A 15,476-nucleotide genomic window follows, 5' to 3' on the forward strand; every position below is an offset into this window, starting at 1 on the left:
CTGCTCATATTATCACCAATTTATTTATACCAAAAATAAATAGAATATTAACATGAGCAGAAAAATTTAATTTTCAAATCGAAGTATAGTACGCAAATATTTAACGCGTCGTAGACGCTCTTTTTATTTTTTGTAGGAGGTAAAGTTATGCCAATATATCTTTAAAGAAGAAAAACAATAAGGAGGAATAATAATTATGTCTAAGAGTAAAGTTATGAATAATGAGGAAATAGGTTCAAAAGAAGTCTTTACTATAGATTGTAAAGATATAGTATTAAGAGAGTTTAGATTAGAGGACTTAGATGAGCTATATAATCTTACGTTACAACCTGAAATAACAGACTATTTACCTGATTGGAAAGGGACAAAGGAGCAACGTAAAAAATGGCTAATAGATTTTCATATGAAAAGTAACGAGAAATTTTTAAAAGCTATTCCAAACATTGGAGAGCAATGGTTGAATCTAGGTATTATATTAAAGGAAACAAATGAGTTTATAGGATGGTGTTGTACAGGACCAAAGGATGAATTACCTTTACCAAATAGAGAGATAGCCTATGCTATTTCAAAAGATTATAGGTCTAAAGGATATACCACTCAGGCAGCAGAGGGATTAGTAAAATATTTATTTGAAAATACTAATGTTGAGGTGCTAAATGCAATAGCCTTAACGCGTAATATACCTTCAAATAGAGTAATTCAAAAATGTGGCTTTGAGTATATAAATATTATTGAGATTGAAAATGAGGAATTTCATCATTATAAACTTAGTAAAAATCAGTGAAAGTAATTCTTCCATTGAAAAAATGTTCAAGTCTATGGAGGGTTGAACATTTTTGATGTTCAATTAAATTTGTATGCCAATTTATAACAGCCATGGTAATTATGATATAATAAAATTACTATATAATTATAGAAAAGAAGGTATTAATACATAAGAATATAATTGAATGGGGATAGTGGAATTAGCAAAGGGGGTATTTTATGAAAAGAGAATTAAGGATATTGGTAATAAATTTAATCATAATATTATTAGCAGTAGCCTTTATAGTAATTTCAAGAAATATTAATAAATCAAAAGCTACTGAAGCAATTTCAGAGTTTAAGAAACATCCTAAGAGAGGTGATTTATATAAACTGAGTCCTAAGAATATTAGAACTGTAAAGCAAAAAATAAATGGAGATTATATTAGAGGACTACATTATATTCCTAATGAAATCCATCATAAAGGAGTTGTAATTACATTTGGCGGGTCAGAAGGAAGCATATATGAGACCATGGCAGACTATTTATCAAGTGATGGATATGAAGTTGTTGCAGTATATTACTTTGGTCAGCAGGGGCAATCTGAAAATCTAAGCAAAGTTCCTTTGGAGATATATGAAGAAATTTATTCTTATATAAAAATAAATTGTAAAAATATTGATCAGATTACTATAGTAGGCATTTCCCGTGGAGCTGAGTTAGCTTTATTGATGTCTACATATTATGATAGTATCAATAATGTTGTATTATTTGCTCCTTCATCTTATGTTTTTGGTGGAATAGATTATGGAAATCCAGCTTGGATATATGAAGGTAAGCCCTTAGAATATCTTAATGGAGAAGTTAAAGGTATACCATTCATTCAGTTGTCTCTTTGTTACGGTTTAAATAAACCATATAAAAATATAATAGGTTCTGATGCTATTATAAAAAACAGCTCTAACCTAGAAGAGTCAAGAATTAAGGTAGAAGATTCCAATGCAAGGATATTGATATTTTATGGAACTAATGATGAGGTCTGGAATTCAAAAGATATGTCTAAAGTTATTGAAGAATATGCTAAGAAGGAAGTTATGATCTATGAAAATAAGGACGCAGGGCATAGTTTTGGGAGTCCAATGATAATAATGAATAATATGTTTAACGGTGGAAATTTAGATGCTAATATTGAAGCAGACCTAAATAGTAAAAAGATAGTTCTTGAAACTCTTAAAATATGGCACGATAATTAGGAAAAGAAAAATGTTTTTAGAAGAGGTGGTTTTGTGGAATTACAAGGAAAATATAATATAGCAAAGGTATTTACTGATAATCTTGAAGAGGGTGCAAAGGAGCAGATAATTGAATTACTAAATCAAGATTTCATTAAGGACTCTAAGGTTAGAATAATGCCTGATGTACATCAAGGTATGGGTTGTGTAATTGGATTTACAGCGTGTATGGGTGATAAGGTAATACCTAATATTGTTGGAGTAGATTTAGGATGTGGTATGATTACTGTAGAACTAGGAAATATAGATATAGATTTACCTAAATTAGATGATATAATACACAAAAGAGTCCCATCAGGAAAATCTACTCATAATGAAAGAAGATTCAAGTTTGATAAATTAAATAATTTATATTGTTTTAGAGATTTGAAAGATACTAAAAGAATTGAAAGAAGCATAGGAACATTAGGAGGGGGCAATCACTTCATTGAAATTGCAGTAGATAGTAAGAACAGCAAATACTTAGTAATCCATTCAGGCAGCAGAAATCTAGGAAAGCAAGTTGCAGAAATATATCAAAGACTGGCCATAGACTTATGTAGTGGAAAAGAAGATTATTTTATTAAAAGAGATGAAATAATTACTGGATATAAAGCAGAAGGTAAAAGAAAAGAAATAAAGAAGGTGCTTGAAGAACTGAAAAAGGAATATGATAATCTTCAGCCTAGCTACCCAAAAGCACTATGTTATTTAACTGGAGAATATAGAGAAAAATATTTACATGATATGAAGATTTGTCAAGAATATGCAAGTTTAAATCGAGAGATGATGGCAGATATTATTTTACAATCTCTATTTGAAAAAGGATTACATGAGTTTACCTACTTTGAAACCATTCATAACTATATTAATTTTAAAGATAATATTATTAGAAAAGGTGCTATATCAGCTTATGAGGGAGAGAAGGTCTTAATCCCTATAAATATGAGAGATGGCTCTATAATCGCCATAGGAAAGGGAAACCCAGAGTGGAACTATTCAGCACCTCATGGTGCAGGAAGGCTTATGAGCAGAAACGTTGCCAAGGAATCTGTCAATTTAGATGATTTTAAAAAAAGTATGGAAGGGATATATTCCACATCAGTAAATGAATATACCTTAGATGAATCTCCTTTTGCATATAAACCAATTGAGGAAATTCTCAATAATATTGGTGAAACTGTTGAGATTGTAGATATAATAAAACCAATATATAATTTTAAGGCATAGGGAAAATATTGTTGACATATTTACACCTCTATGTTAATATGATTAATAACTTAATAGCTTTACTTATCAAGAGTTAGGGTAGAGAATTAGCTCCATGACCCTACACCAACCTGTTATTTAACAAGGTGGTTCTGCTAATGCCGATAATATAGATTCGTGAATCTACCTTCTTAGCATTGGCTAGGAAGGTTTTTTTAATTACAATTTAATATTTTCTTATCTAGAGAGGTGGAGGGACTGGCCCAATGAAACCCAGCAACAGTTTTAAGCTATGGCTTAAAAAATGTGCTAATTCCTGCGGCGAAAGCTGAGAGATAAGAAGCGGAATTATATTTTTATATAAAAATCCCTTCTTATTTTAGAAGGGATTTTTCAATTATAAAAGGAGGAATAAAGGATGAAAAAGGAAATCAAATGTTTAAATGACAGATTATATATAGGTGGATGTAATAGATGGGTCTAGTAATCAATGAAAATATTTCAGCAATAGATCTATTAAGAAAGGATAATATAGACATTAATTTTCAAGGAGACTTTCAGGACTCGCTGAAAGTATTGATATTAAATTTAATGCCAAATAAATTGGATACTGAATATCAACTATTGAAATTATTGGGAAATAGTTTTGTAGATATACAAGTAGATTTTCTATATGTAAAATCACATAAACCTAAAAATACAAGTTTGAATTACTTAGAAATAGCTTATAAAACATTAGAGCAAATAAAAAATACAAATTATGATGGCATGATAATAACAGGTGCTCCCCTAGAATTTGTGGATTTTGGTGATATATCTTATTGGAATGAGTTAAAGATTATAATGGATTATTCTAATAAATATGTCAAGTCCACTATATACCTATGTTGGGCAGCAGTAGCAGGACTGTATTATAACTATAAAATACCTAAACATATCATTGATAAAAAGGTAGTAGGAATATTTAGTCATGAAATCATAGGAAGAAATTCTCCGTTATTTAAAGGACTTGAACAAGAAATAATCACCCCACATTCTAGATACTTTGAAATTAGAGAGGAGGATATAAGAGATATAAAAGAATTAGAGGTTTTATCTAAATCTAATGATGTGGGAATACATATATTAGCTGAAAGGGAAGGAAAGGCAATATATATTACAGGACATCCAGAATATAATACAGATACTTTGAAAAATGAATATAAGAGAGATAGAAATAAAGGATTAGTACCTAATTTGCCTAAAAATTATTTTCCCGATGATGATTTTTCTGTAATACCTAAAAATACATGGAGGAATCATTCACAGAGATTAATAAATAATTGGATAAGATATTATTTAGTATAAGGAAAGGGGAGTAGCAATGTTAAATATTGGATTATTAGGATTGGGAACAGTAGGAGTAGGCATTGTACAGATATTAGAAGAAAGAAAGGACTATTTAGAGAAACTTATAAAAAAGGAAATTAATATATCTAAGATACTGGTAAAGGACATAGAGAAAATAAGAGATGTAGAAATAAATAGAGGAAAGCTTACTACAGATGTTCATGAAATAATGGAAGATAATAGTATTGATGTAATTATTGAAGTTATGGGTGGTTTAGATAAGCCCTATGAATATATAAAGGAAGCATTAAGTAGAGGGAAGAATGTAATCACAGCAAATAAAGCTGTAGTAGCAAAACATTTAGAGGAGTTAACGGATTTAGCAAGGAAAAATAACAAGTTTTTTCTATATGAAGCTAGTGTAGGTGGAGGAATTCCAATTATAAAACCATTACAGGAGCAAATAAATATAAATGAAATACAACAAATAAAAGGAATTTTAAATGGAACTTCAAATTATATACTGACAAAGATGGTAACAGATGATTTAAGTTTCACAGAAGCCCTAGAGATAAGTCAAAACTTAGGTTATGCAGAAGCAGACCCTACTGATGATATTGAAGGCTATGATACTAGAAGAAAACTTAGAATTTTATCTACTATTGCATTTAAAGACAGGATAAATGAAGATAATATCTCATGTTATGGAATCAATAGTATAAGTTTTAAAGATATAAGAAATATAAAAAATATGAATTGCACAATTAAGCTATTAGGTACAGCAGTTTTAAATCATAATAGATATTATGCTTCTGTTGAGCCAGTTATTTTGAGTCAAGATTCTTATTTAGGTAAAGTTGATAATGCTAAAAATTTAGTCTCTTTTATAGGAAATATGGTCGGAGAATTAAGGTTTTTTGGGGAAGGTGCTGGGAGATTTCCTACAGCTAATGCGGTCTTAAGTGATTTAATAGATATTACAACCAATACTTATCCAAAAGTAAATTTAGGAATGAATGTGAATTTAGATAATATGAACGGATTATATAAAGGAAAATATTATATGAGAATTGATACTAAAGAAAATATTGGGGATAAAATAGAAAAATATATTAAGGATAATGGGATTATAGAGAATATGCTCGAAAAGCAAGAGAGTATTATATTTACAACTAAATCCATATCAAAAGAAAAATTAGAAAGAATGGCAGAGTTGTTCAAGATAGACAAGAAAGATTATTTCACTGCAAGATTAGAAGTGTAAAAAGGGTGTGATTTCATGATTATTCAAAAATATGGAGGGAGTTCAGTAGAAACTACTGATAAAATCATTCAAATTGCTAAAAAAATAATTGAAAGAAAGAAAAGTACTAAAAATATTATAGTTGTAGTTTCAGCTATGGGAAAAGATACAGATGGATTGCTTGAATTAGCAAAAAAAATATCTTCAGAGCCTATGGAAAGAGAATTAGATGTATTGTTATCCATAGGAGAACAGCGTACAATATCCTTATTATCCATGGCATTAAATACTTTGGGTCATAAGGCTGTTTCTTTAACAGGAACACAAGCTGGAATAAATACTAAAGGAAATTATACTAGGGCAAGTATAGAAGATATTGAAAAAAATGTAATAGAGAAATATTTGGAAGAAGGAAATATAGTAATTGTAGCAGGGTTTCAGGGAGTTAATGAAAAAGGAGATATTACAACTTTGGGAAGAGGGGGTTCTGATACTACAGCTGTAGCTTTAGCTGCTAAATTTAACTGTCCTTGTGAAATATATACAGATGTAGATGGAATATATTCCATTGATCCTAAGTTATATAAAGAGTCTTGTAAGATATCAGAAATAAATTATGATATTGCCCTGGAAATGGCTAGATTAGGTGCTAAGGTAGTTGATAAAAGAGCTTTAGCCTTGGGAAAGAGGTATGAAGTACCAATATATGTTGGAAATAGCTTCAAAGAACAGTTGGGAACGAAGATAGGAGGGGAAAGCATGGAAGAATTGAAAATATTATCATTGTTGGTAGATGATAATCAAGTAGAGGTAAGGATAAAAAATATTCCAAATAAAATAGAGGAATTATCTAATGTATTTAGAATATTAGGAGGATATAATTTAGATATTGGGATGACAGAAAACAATTTAATAGATGAACATATAAATATATCCTTTATATGTTCTAAAGAGTATATGAAATTATTTCCCTCCATAAAGAAGGATATAGTAAACAATGTAGATAGATTTATAGATGTGGAAACAAACCATACTACTAGAATATCCATAGTAGGTACTGGGAGAATAAATCAAGCTAAAGTCACATCAGAGATATTCGATATAGTAAAAGAATTTGGTATGAAATATAAGAAATTCTGTACATCTGAACTAAGCTTATCCTATTATTTTGAAGGTGGAGATATAAAAGCATTAGTCAGCAGAATAGCCCAAGCTTTTAATTTATAAAATAAATAAGAAGATGATTTCTGTATTAAACAGAGATTATCTTTTTTATTCTAAATATTTTGTGTTAACTCTAAAAGAAAGGGTATTATATACATAAGTTAGGCATGCCTAACATAATATAACCATGGAGGAAGAATATGAATATAAGCAAAGAAGATTATCTAAAGACAATATACGAGCTTGGTGGTGACAAGGAGCAAGTTAGTAATAAGAATATAGCCACAGCCCTTAATATATCACCTCCCTCTGTATCAGAGATGATAAAAAAACTATTACAGGATGGCTATGTTGAATATACAGTATATCAAGGTATAAAGCTTACAGAATACGGAGTGACAGAAGCTAAGAAAATCAGAAGGAGACATCTTTTATGGGAGGTTTTTCTTGTGGAGAAACTAGGATATAATTCTGAGGAAGTACATGATGAAGCAGAAAAACTAGAGCATGTAACTAATAAAAAGCTGGAAGAAAAATTGGATGAATATTTAAATTATCCCAAGGTATGTCCCCATGGGTCAAAAATAATAAGGGAGGAATAAGTAATGAAAAAAATATTGATTTTAATAATGGTTGTATCCATATTAACTGCTGTTGTGACAGGATGTGGAAATCCAAGTAAGGAGAATGATACTGGATATAAGGTGGTAGCCACTACTACTTTAGTAGCAGACCTTGTAAAATCCATTGGAGGAGAATATGTAAATGTTCAAGGGTTAATGGGACCAGGAGTTGACCCTCATTTATATAAAGCCAGTGCAGGAGATGTGAAGCTAATGCAAAATGCAGATATGGTAGTTTATAATGGTCTTCATTTAGAGGGAAAAATGGGAGAGATATTTGAAAATATAGAAGCTGGTGAGAAAGTAGTTTTAGCAGTGACACAAGATATAGATGAATCAAATTTTATTGATTTTGTTTCAAGTCCTGGAAGCTTCGACCCTCATATTTGGTTTGATGTAAAGCTTTGGAAGGAAGCAGCAAAAACTGTGGCAGAAGGACTTAAAGAACTAGATGAAGAACATACAAAGGATTTTGAGAGTAATTTAGAGAAATACTTAGGAGAGCTTAATAAGCTTGAAGAATATATTAACAAAAGAATAGCTGAAATTCCCGAGGAAAATAGAGTTCTTATAACTGCCCATGATGCTTTTAATTATTTTGGGAATGCTTATGGGTTTGAAGTTAAGGGGCTACAAGGCATAAGTACTGCTTCAGAAGCAGGGACATCTGATGTTCGTGAATTGGCAAAGTTTATTGTGGAACGAAAGATTAAGGCAATATTTGTTGAGTCATCAGTGCCACGAAAGAGTATTGAAGCATTGCAAGAAGCTGTTAAGGCTCAGGGATTTGAAGTGGAAATAGGAGGAGAACTATATTCTGATTCTACAGGTGATGCAGGAACTGATGATGAAACCTATATAGGAACATTTAAGGCAAATATAGATACAATTATTGATGCCTTAAAATAATTGAATAATTGGCAAGGAGGAATGAAATATGAATCTTGATTATATAATAGAGGTCGAAGATATGACAGTTGCCTATGAAGCAAAGCCCGTTTTATGGGACGTTGATCTTAATATACCAAAATCCATTTTAATGGCAGTAGTAGGACCTAACGGAGCAGGAAAGTCAACATTAATAAAGGCTATGTTGGATTTAATAAAGCCAGTATCAGGAAATGTATTATTTAATGGGGCATCTTATAAGTCCCAAAGAAAACATATAGGATATGTACCCCAGTCTGAATCTGTAGACTGGGACTTTCCTACAAATGTTTTAGATGTAGTTCTTATGGGGAGATATGGGGAAATAGGATGGATAAAACGACCTAAGGAAGAAGATAAGAAAAAGGCAAGAGAAGCCTTAGAAAAGGTAAATATGATAGAATTTGCAGATAGACAAATATCACAGCTATCTGGAGGACAGCAGCAGAGAGTATTTCTTGCAAGGGCATTGGTTCAAGATGCAGATATATACTTTATGGATGAGCCATTTAAAGGTGTAGATGCTAAGACTGAAAAGGCTATAATATCCATTTTAAAGGAATTGAAGGAAAGGGGAAAGACCATAATAGTTGTTCACCATGATCTTCAAACTGTGGAAGAGTATTTTGATTGGGTGGTATTATTAAATACTCAGATTATAGCCAGTGGACCTGTTAGTGAAGTATTTACAGATGAAAATCTAAGAAAGACTTATAGAAGTACAGGGCAAATTTTAAAGAGGTAGGTGAGAAAGTTGTTAGATATGATATTAACAGATTATACTTTACAGATTGTATCCCTAGGCTCTGCACTTCTGGGGATAATATCAGGGGTTTTGGGAAGCTTTGCTGTTATAAGGAAGGAAAGTTTATTGGGAGATGCGGTTTCTCACTCTGCCTTACCAGGAATTGCATTGGCATTTTTAATGACTCAAAGTAAAAGAACAGAGATACTTCTTTTAGGAGCTTTGATTTCAGGATTACTATCTACATTTATTATTCTTTCCATAGTGAAGTATTCAAGAATTAAATTTGATAGTGCCTTGGCATTGATACTATCGGTATTCTTTGGAGGTGGCATTGTTCTTTTAACTTATATTCAAAAAATACCAAATGCAAATCAAGCAGGTTTAGAAAATTTCATCTTTGGTCAGGCATCTACTCTATTAAAGAGAGATATACAAATAATGGGTATATTGGGAGTGGTTTTAATAACTTTGATTGTCATATTCTGGAAAGAATTTAAAATAGTCTCATTTGATAGCGATTTTGCTGAAAGTCTTGGCTTTTCTACCAAAAAAATAACTACATTACTTTTTATTATGATAGTAACAGCTATTATTATAGGCTTGCAAACTGTAGGAGTTATCTTAATGAGTGCCATGCTTACAGCCCCAGCTGTAGCTGCTAGGCAGTGGACAGATAAATTATCTGTTATGGTAGTTTTATCGGCTCTATTTGGAGCTGTATCAGGAGTTATTGGTACTATATTAAGCTCTTTAGTTTCAAAATTACCTACTGGTCCAATGATAGTAATCGTTATAAGTATAATAGTAATTTTTAGTTTATGTTTTGCACCTAATAGAGGTTTGATATGGAAATATTTTAGAAATAGAAAGAAGGAAAGGACCATAAATGAAGACCAGGTTCTAGTGAATCTCTATCGTTTAGCTATGAATCATGAAGATTTGAATCATAGTCACAATATCTCTATAATAAAACCAGATAAATCTATGACTGTAAAATCAGCAAAAGAACTTACAAAGAAACTAGAATCCTTAGGAAGTAGAGGTCTTGCTAAGAAGGATTACTTCAATAAATGGGCAATTACTGAAAAGGGATTAGAATATGTGGAAAATTATTTTAAAAAGGAGGAGTTATAGATGTCACCACAAATGGAAATTCAAATCATAGCAGTTATAGTGGCAGTAGCGTGCTCCCTCCCAGGTGTATTTTTAGTTCTTAGAAAAATGTCTATGATGTCAGATGCTATAACCCATACGATTTTATTAGGAATAGTAATTGGATTTTTTATGGTAAATAGTTTAACCTCTCCTTTTCTAATAGTAGGAGCTGCTTTAATGGGAGTTATTACTGTATTTTTAACAGAGATGTTAAATAATACTAAACTAGTATCTGAAGATTCGGCAATAGGAATAGTATTTCCTTTGCTTTTTAGTATAGCCATAGTAATTATATCTAAGTATGCTAGTTCGGTTCATTTAGATACAGACTCTGTGTTATTAGGAGAGCTTGCCTTTGCACCTTTCAACCGTATGAAGGTATTTGGAATAGATATAGGGGCGAAGGCAATTTATTCCATGGGAGGTATTTTAATAATAAATCTTTTATTTGTAATAATATTCTTTAAAGAGCTTAAAATAGCAACATTCGATCCTGCATTAGCAACTGTTTTAGGATTTTCACCTGCTTTGATACATTATAGTTTGATGACCATAGTCTCAATAACTGCTGTTGGAGCTTTTGAATCTGTAGGATCTATTCTAGTAATTGCTTTTATGATAGGTTCTCCAGTTACAGCATATCTAATTACAGATAATCTAAAAAGTATGATTATTTTAAGTGGATTGATTGGTGGATTAAATGGAATTTTAGGATACCAATTGGCTTCCTTTTTAGATGTTTCCATAGCAGGCTCTATGGCAGTTATGACAGGAGTAGTATTCTTGTTGGTCTTTATATTTTCACCTAGCAGAGGATTATTAACTATTGTTAGTCGAAGAAAACGACAAAAAATAGAATTTGCAGGAAAATCTTTAATGTTTCATATATATAACCATGAAGGTAAAGAGGAGGAGGCTTTAGAGAGTGGGATTTATACCATTAAGGAGCATCTACAATGGAATGAGAAATTTTTGAAATTAATAATAAAAGAACTTAAAGATAAGGAGAAAATCTATATAAAAGATGATATAATAAAACTAACTGAATCAGGTAGAGAATATGCTATAAAAAGCTATGAGGAAATAGTATCTGGATTCTAAAATAAAACTATATAATAAATTTGCAGGAGGCTATATGATTTTAATTTTTGCAGTAGATAATAATTGGAACATTGGATATGACGGAGATATGCTATATAAAATATCAGAAGACTTAAAGCGATTTCGACGACTTACAGAGGGAAATATTATTATAATGGGAAGAAAAACATTTGAGTCTTTACCAGATAAAAAGCCATTGCCTAATAGGATAAATATTGTAATAACTAGAGATAAGAACTATAAAGCTGAAGGTGCAACTGTGATTAATTCTTTAGAAGACTTATTTCCATTGCTAGAGGAATTAAACCCTAATAATGACATGGAGAATTTCATAATAGGGGGAGGGGAAATTGTTAAACAAACCATTTCCTATTGCAATAAAGCGTATATAACTAAAATATTTAACTCCTTTGAAGGAGCAGATACCTTCATACCAAACTTAGACTTATTAGATGATTGGAAAATAGTAAAAGAATCAGAAATAGATAGACAAGATGACTTAGAATATAAATATGTAGACTATATTAGAGTTAAATAAATATTCCCAGCGGAACAAGTTTGTTTAGGCTCTAAAGGTGGAACTGACCTTGAATACAATATAAGAACTTCTATATTGGCATAACTTATTAAATACATCGGGTATTTACTAAGTTGATGTTATCCATCTCCCATCTAAGAAGATGGGAGAATTACATATTAGAGATTAAATATATTAACAAGTTATTATGCTCAAACTTTTTTATAAAATTAAAAGTAAATATATGGGGGATGATTATGGAGTATAACTGCAGGATAACTAAAAAAGAAATAATAAGAAGAAATCTAGGTTTGCTTATAGACTATAAGACTTTAATTGCAGTTATATTTTTAGTTATAGGATATCTAGTAAAACCCCTTAAATTTATTTTTTTATTAGGTATTTCCTATTTTATCTTATATTTAATATTCATAATTAAATCATTACTAAGTAAGCAGAAAATTATATCCTTAGATTTTATAATTGGAGAAGATGAGCTAATAGTTAAAGTAAAGAATCAACAATTAATATTTCCTTTTAGAGATATAAAAAAGATAAAGGAAAATAGCCATGGTCTAATAATTAAGATGAATAGAAAATCAGAAGCGACATTAAGGACATTTGAAATACCATATGATTTAGAGGACAAGCATATAGGATTTATAAAAGAATTAAAGTATAGATATGAGAGTTATAAACCAAAGGACAAAGCAGAGGAAAGCTTTGAAAATGCCATAGTAGCATTTAAACTGAGTCCTAAAAAAGAAGTAATTAGATATATTAAATATTCTAAGAGAATTTATTTTAATATACTTCTTTCAGGTGTTTGTCTTTTTATTTCAATAATGTTAATAGATAGCAAACCATTGGCTGGTATTACTTTGATATTTTTAGCCATAATGTCTTGGGTTGGATATTATATTGATTATAGAATGAAAAGCTTAAGAAATCCTTTAATATGCTCAATTGAAAGATTAGATAATGAGAGTTTTGAAATTAAAGGAAATACATTTAAAAGTATTGTAAATATAAAGGATGTAAAGCTTTTAAATATAAATCATAAGGAATACATTATTAAGGTTGAAGACATAACAAATGAATCATATGCTTTTACTGAAAAAGAAATAATAGCTGGAGATATTGATAATCTTGTTAAAGTCATAGGCGAATCCTATATAAAATTGAGAAGTGAAAAACTGCCAATATTATCTATGATATCTGCAATCATTAGTATTCTATGGATGCCAATGGTTCTTACTCCTTTGGGTACAAAAATATCTTTATATCTTCATTTTACATTCTTTATAATTTCATTGATCCTTGCAATTATTGGATTGACTAAGAAAAACATAATAAAAAGATTTATTTATGTGACTTTGTTTTTAGACTTACTATTATTAATATTTTATATCCATGTAATCAGTAAGATATTATAAAGATTTTATATATTGAGATAAAATGATAGAAAAGTTAGGGGGAAGACATGGCTAACAAATTATTTACAGTGAAAACTCGTATGACAAAAGAAGATTATCATAAATTTTTATATGTGGCAACATTTCGAAGGAACAAAGTAATAATTCCTTTTATAATTATATTAGCTGCTTTAATGGCTGCATTACTTGCCTTTGATGATAGGGAATTTAATATAATAAGGTTTTTTATGCTTTGGATTCTACTTGCATTAGTTTCCTTTAGCACAATGATTTTTAAGGTTGAAAGGAGAACTAAACAAAGAATAAAAACTGATAATACAGGAGTATTTGACTCTCAAGATATATTAGATTTTCATGATGATTTTTTAATTGTAAAAAATACAGCAATTGAAGGTCAATCTAAAATTAAATATGACCAATTTTATCAGGTACTTGAGTCGAAGGACTATTTCATAAACTATTTTAATATGAATCAGGCATCTTTAATAAGAAAGAAGGATATGGATGAAGAAGCTATTAAAAAGTTGAGAAATCTATATGAAAAACAAATGGGAAATAAGTATAAGAAGATCTAAAAATAAAGAGGATATAAGATGATATGATACTTCCAAAGTAGACAATCTAATTAATTTAATATTATTACAAAAATAAAGTGTTTTACAATATAAATGTAACTGAATATAAGAAAGACAGAGGAAGATAAATATCCTCTGTCTTTTTGACCTATTTTATATATTTATCAAAATATCCTTGGATATAAACTATAGGAGTTCCCTTGTCTCCACTACCAGAGGTTAAATCTGAAAGGGAGCCTATTAAATCAGTAAGTCTTCTAGGAGTAGTTCCTAGAGAATCCATACCTTCAGTAAAAGAGGATTCTTTACTTTCAATATACTTAGATATGGCTGATTTTAATTCATCTCCTTGTAAATCGGCAAATTTATCATCTGCTAAATATTTTAATTTTACTTCTGAAGGAGTTCCTTCTAAGCCAGAAGTATAAGCAGGAGAAACTACAGGGTCTGCCAATTCCCAAATTTTTCCTACAGGGTCTTTAAAGGCACCATCTCCATAAATCATTACTTCAACGGTTTTACCTGTTTTTTCTTTGATGGATTCTTGGATTTTATCTACAACAGGCTGACAATCCCTAGGGAATAATTTTATTTTGTTTTCTGTTGATTTATTGGAGCCAAGTAAACCATATTTTTCATTATATCCACTGCCATTTATAGATGAAGTTAAAATATCATCAAGTCCATAAATGTTTTCTCCTCCATTTTCCTTTAACAATCTTTTAGTTCTAAATCTAGTATGAATATCACATACAATTACATTTTTAGTATAATCTAAAATAGTTTTTGGATTGTTGGAGAAAATTATTTCACAATCAGTTTCATATTCAGCAATTATGGATTTATAATATTCGATGTAATCTACATTAGTAAAAGGGTGTAAAGTATAGCCAAAATGTTTTCTAAATTCTTTTTCACTTAATACATCTGTCCAAGGATTTACTCCAGTCATATCAAATGTGTCTATATCTACTAAATGATTTCCAACCTCATCTGAGGGGTAGCTTAACATTAGTACTATTTTATTTACTCCTTTAGCAATGCCTCTTAATATGGTGGCAAAACGATTACGACTTAAAATAGGGAATATTACACCAATGGTTTTATCTCCAAATTTCTCCTTAATATCTTCTGCAATATCATCAATATGGGCATAATTTCCTTGAGCACGAGCAACGAGAGATTCTGTTATGGCAATTATATCTTTATCTTGAATTGTAAAATTTTCTATTTTGGAAGCTTTGATTACAGAGTCCACTGCTATGTCGATGATATTATCTCCTTCTTTAATAATGGGTGTTCTTAAACCTCTAATAACAGTTCCTACTACTCTTTCCATTTATATCGCTCCTTTCATATCCTACAATTTTAATATATAATATTTTCAGGTATAAGTAAAATAGGTATATGATATAATAGGCATAAGGAGTGGT

Annotated in this window: 15 protein-coding genes and 1 riboswitch; of the genes, 14 read left to right on the forward strand and 1 reads right to left on the reverse strand. The window is 30.2% G+C overall.

Annotated elements, in window-relative coordinates; all coding sequences use genetic code 11:
• The first annotated feature begins 196 nt into the window (after positions 1-196).
• The 14 genes from FYJ83_RS13875 to FYJ83_RS13940 all read left to right on the forward strand — a co-directional run bounded on the left by FYJ83_RS13875 (position 197) and on the right by FYJ83_RS13940 (position 14,043).
• Complete coding sequence (locus FYJ83_RS13875; RefSeq protein WP_216584595.1) at positions 197-784, forward strand: GNAT family N-acetyltransferase; 588 nt, start codon at positions 197-199, stop codon at positions 782-784.
• 200 nt (positions 785-984) lie between these two features.
• On the forward strand, positions 985-1,998 hold the full coding sequence (locus tag FYJ83_RS13880) for an acyl-CoA thioester hydrolase/BAAT C-terminal domain-containing protein (RefSeq protein WP_154441458.1): 1,014 nt from the start codon (positions 985-987) through the stop codon (positions 1,996-1,998).
• Between the two features lie 33 nt (positions 1,999-2,031).
• A complete protein-coding gene (locus FYJ83_RS13885; protein ID WP_216584596.1) occupies positions 2,032-3,246 on the forward strand; it encodes an RtcB family protein in 1,215 nt (404 codons plus the stop codon).
• A 213-nt stretch (positions 3,247-3,459) separates the two neighbouring features.
• Positions 3,460-3,567, forward strand: a riboswitch (SAM riboswitch).
• Positions 3,568-3,699: 132 nt separating this feature from the next.
• Positions 3,700-4,572 (forward strand): homoserine O-succinyltransferase, encoded by an 873-nt coding sequence (locus FYJ83_RS13890; protein WP_154441460.1) that lies wholly within the window; start codon positions 3,700-3,702, stop codon positions 4,570-4,572.
• A gap of 16 nt (positions 4,573-4,588) precedes the next feature.
• The gene (locus tag FYJ83_RS13895) at positions 4,589-5,818 is read left to right on the forward strand and encodes a homoserine dehydrogenase (protein WP_154441462.1); all 1,230 of its coding nucleotides are present in this window, start codon (positions 4,589-4,591) and stop codon (positions 5,816-5,818) included.
• A 15-nt stretch (positions 5,819-5,833) separates the two neighbouring features.
• A complete protein-coding gene (locus FYJ83_RS13900; RefSeq protein WP_154441464.1) occupies positions 5,834-7,024 on the forward strand; it encodes an aspartate kinase in 1,191 nt (396 codons plus the stop codon).
• Between the two features lie 137 nt (positions 7,025-7,161).
• Positions 7,162-7,563 carry a metal-dependent transcriptional regulator gene (locus FYJ83_RS13905; protein ID WP_154441466.1) on the forward strand — a complete coding sequence of 134 codons (402 nt, stop codon included), beginning with the start codon at positions 7,162-7,164 and terminating at the stop codon, positions 7,561-7,563.
• A gap of 3 nt (positions 7,564-7,566) precedes the next feature.
• Positions 7,567-8,493, forward strand: a complete 927-nt coding sequence (locus tag FYJ83_RS13910) for a metal ABC transporter solute-binding protein, Zn/Mn family (RefSeq protein ID WP_154441468.1) — start codon at positions 7,567-7,569, stop codon at positions 8,491-8,493.
• A gap of 28 nt (positions 8,494-8,521) precedes the next feature.
• A complete protein-coding gene (locus FYJ83_RS13915; protein WP_154441470.1) occupies positions 8,522-9,256 on the forward strand; it encodes a metal ABC transporter ATP-binding protein in 735 nt (244 codons plus the stop codon).
• Positions 9,257-9,274: 18 nt separating this feature from the next.
• Positions 9,275-10,393, forward strand: a complete 1,119-nt coding sequence (locus tag FYJ83_RS13920) for a metal ABC transporter permease (protein WP_154441523.1) — start codon at positions 9,275-9,277, stop codon at positions 10,391-10,393.
• The gene (locus FYJ83_RS13925; protein ID WP_154441472.1) at positions 10,394-11,515 is read left to right on the forward strand and encodes a metal ABC transporter permease; all 1,122 of its coding nucleotides are present in this window, start codon (positions 10,394-10,396) and stop codon (positions 11,513-11,515) included.
• A 34-nt stretch (positions 11,516-11,549) separates the two neighbouring features.
• Positions 11,550-12,053 carry a dihydrofolate reductase gene (locus FYJ83_RS13930; RefSeq protein WP_154441474.1) on the forward strand — a complete coding sequence of 168 codons (504 nt, stop codon included), beginning with the start codon at positions 11,550-11,552 and terminating at the stop codon, positions 12,051-12,053.
• A gap of 236 nt (positions 12,054-12,289) precedes the next feature.
• A complete protein-coding gene (locus FYJ83_RS13935) occupies positions 12,290-13,468 on the forward strand; it encodes a hypothetical protein (protein ID WP_154441476.1) in 1,179 nt (392 codons plus the stop codon).
• A gap of 47 nt (positions 13,469-13,515) precedes the next feature.
• Entirely contained in the window at positions 13,516-14,043 is a 528-nt protein-coding gene (locus tag FYJ83_RS13940; RefSeq protein WP_154441478.1) for a YcxB family protein, read from the forward strand.
• A gap of 148 nt (positions 14,044-14,191) precedes the next feature.
• On the opposite strand, the gene FYJ83_RS13945 is transcribed toward FYJ83_RS13940, so the two are convergent.
• Positions 14,192-15,382, reverse strand: coding sequence for a coenzyme F420-0:L-glutamate ligase (locus FYJ83_RS13945; RefSeq protein WP_154441480.1), 1,191 nt, complete (start codon positions 15,380-15,382; stop codon positions 14,192-14,194).
• Positions 15,383-15,476 lie beyond the last annotated feature (94 nt).

Source organism: Tissierella pigra (assembly GCF_009695605.1).
Classification (GTDB): Bacteria; Bacillota; Clostridia; order Tissierellales; family Tissierellaceae; genus Tissierella; species Tissierella pigra.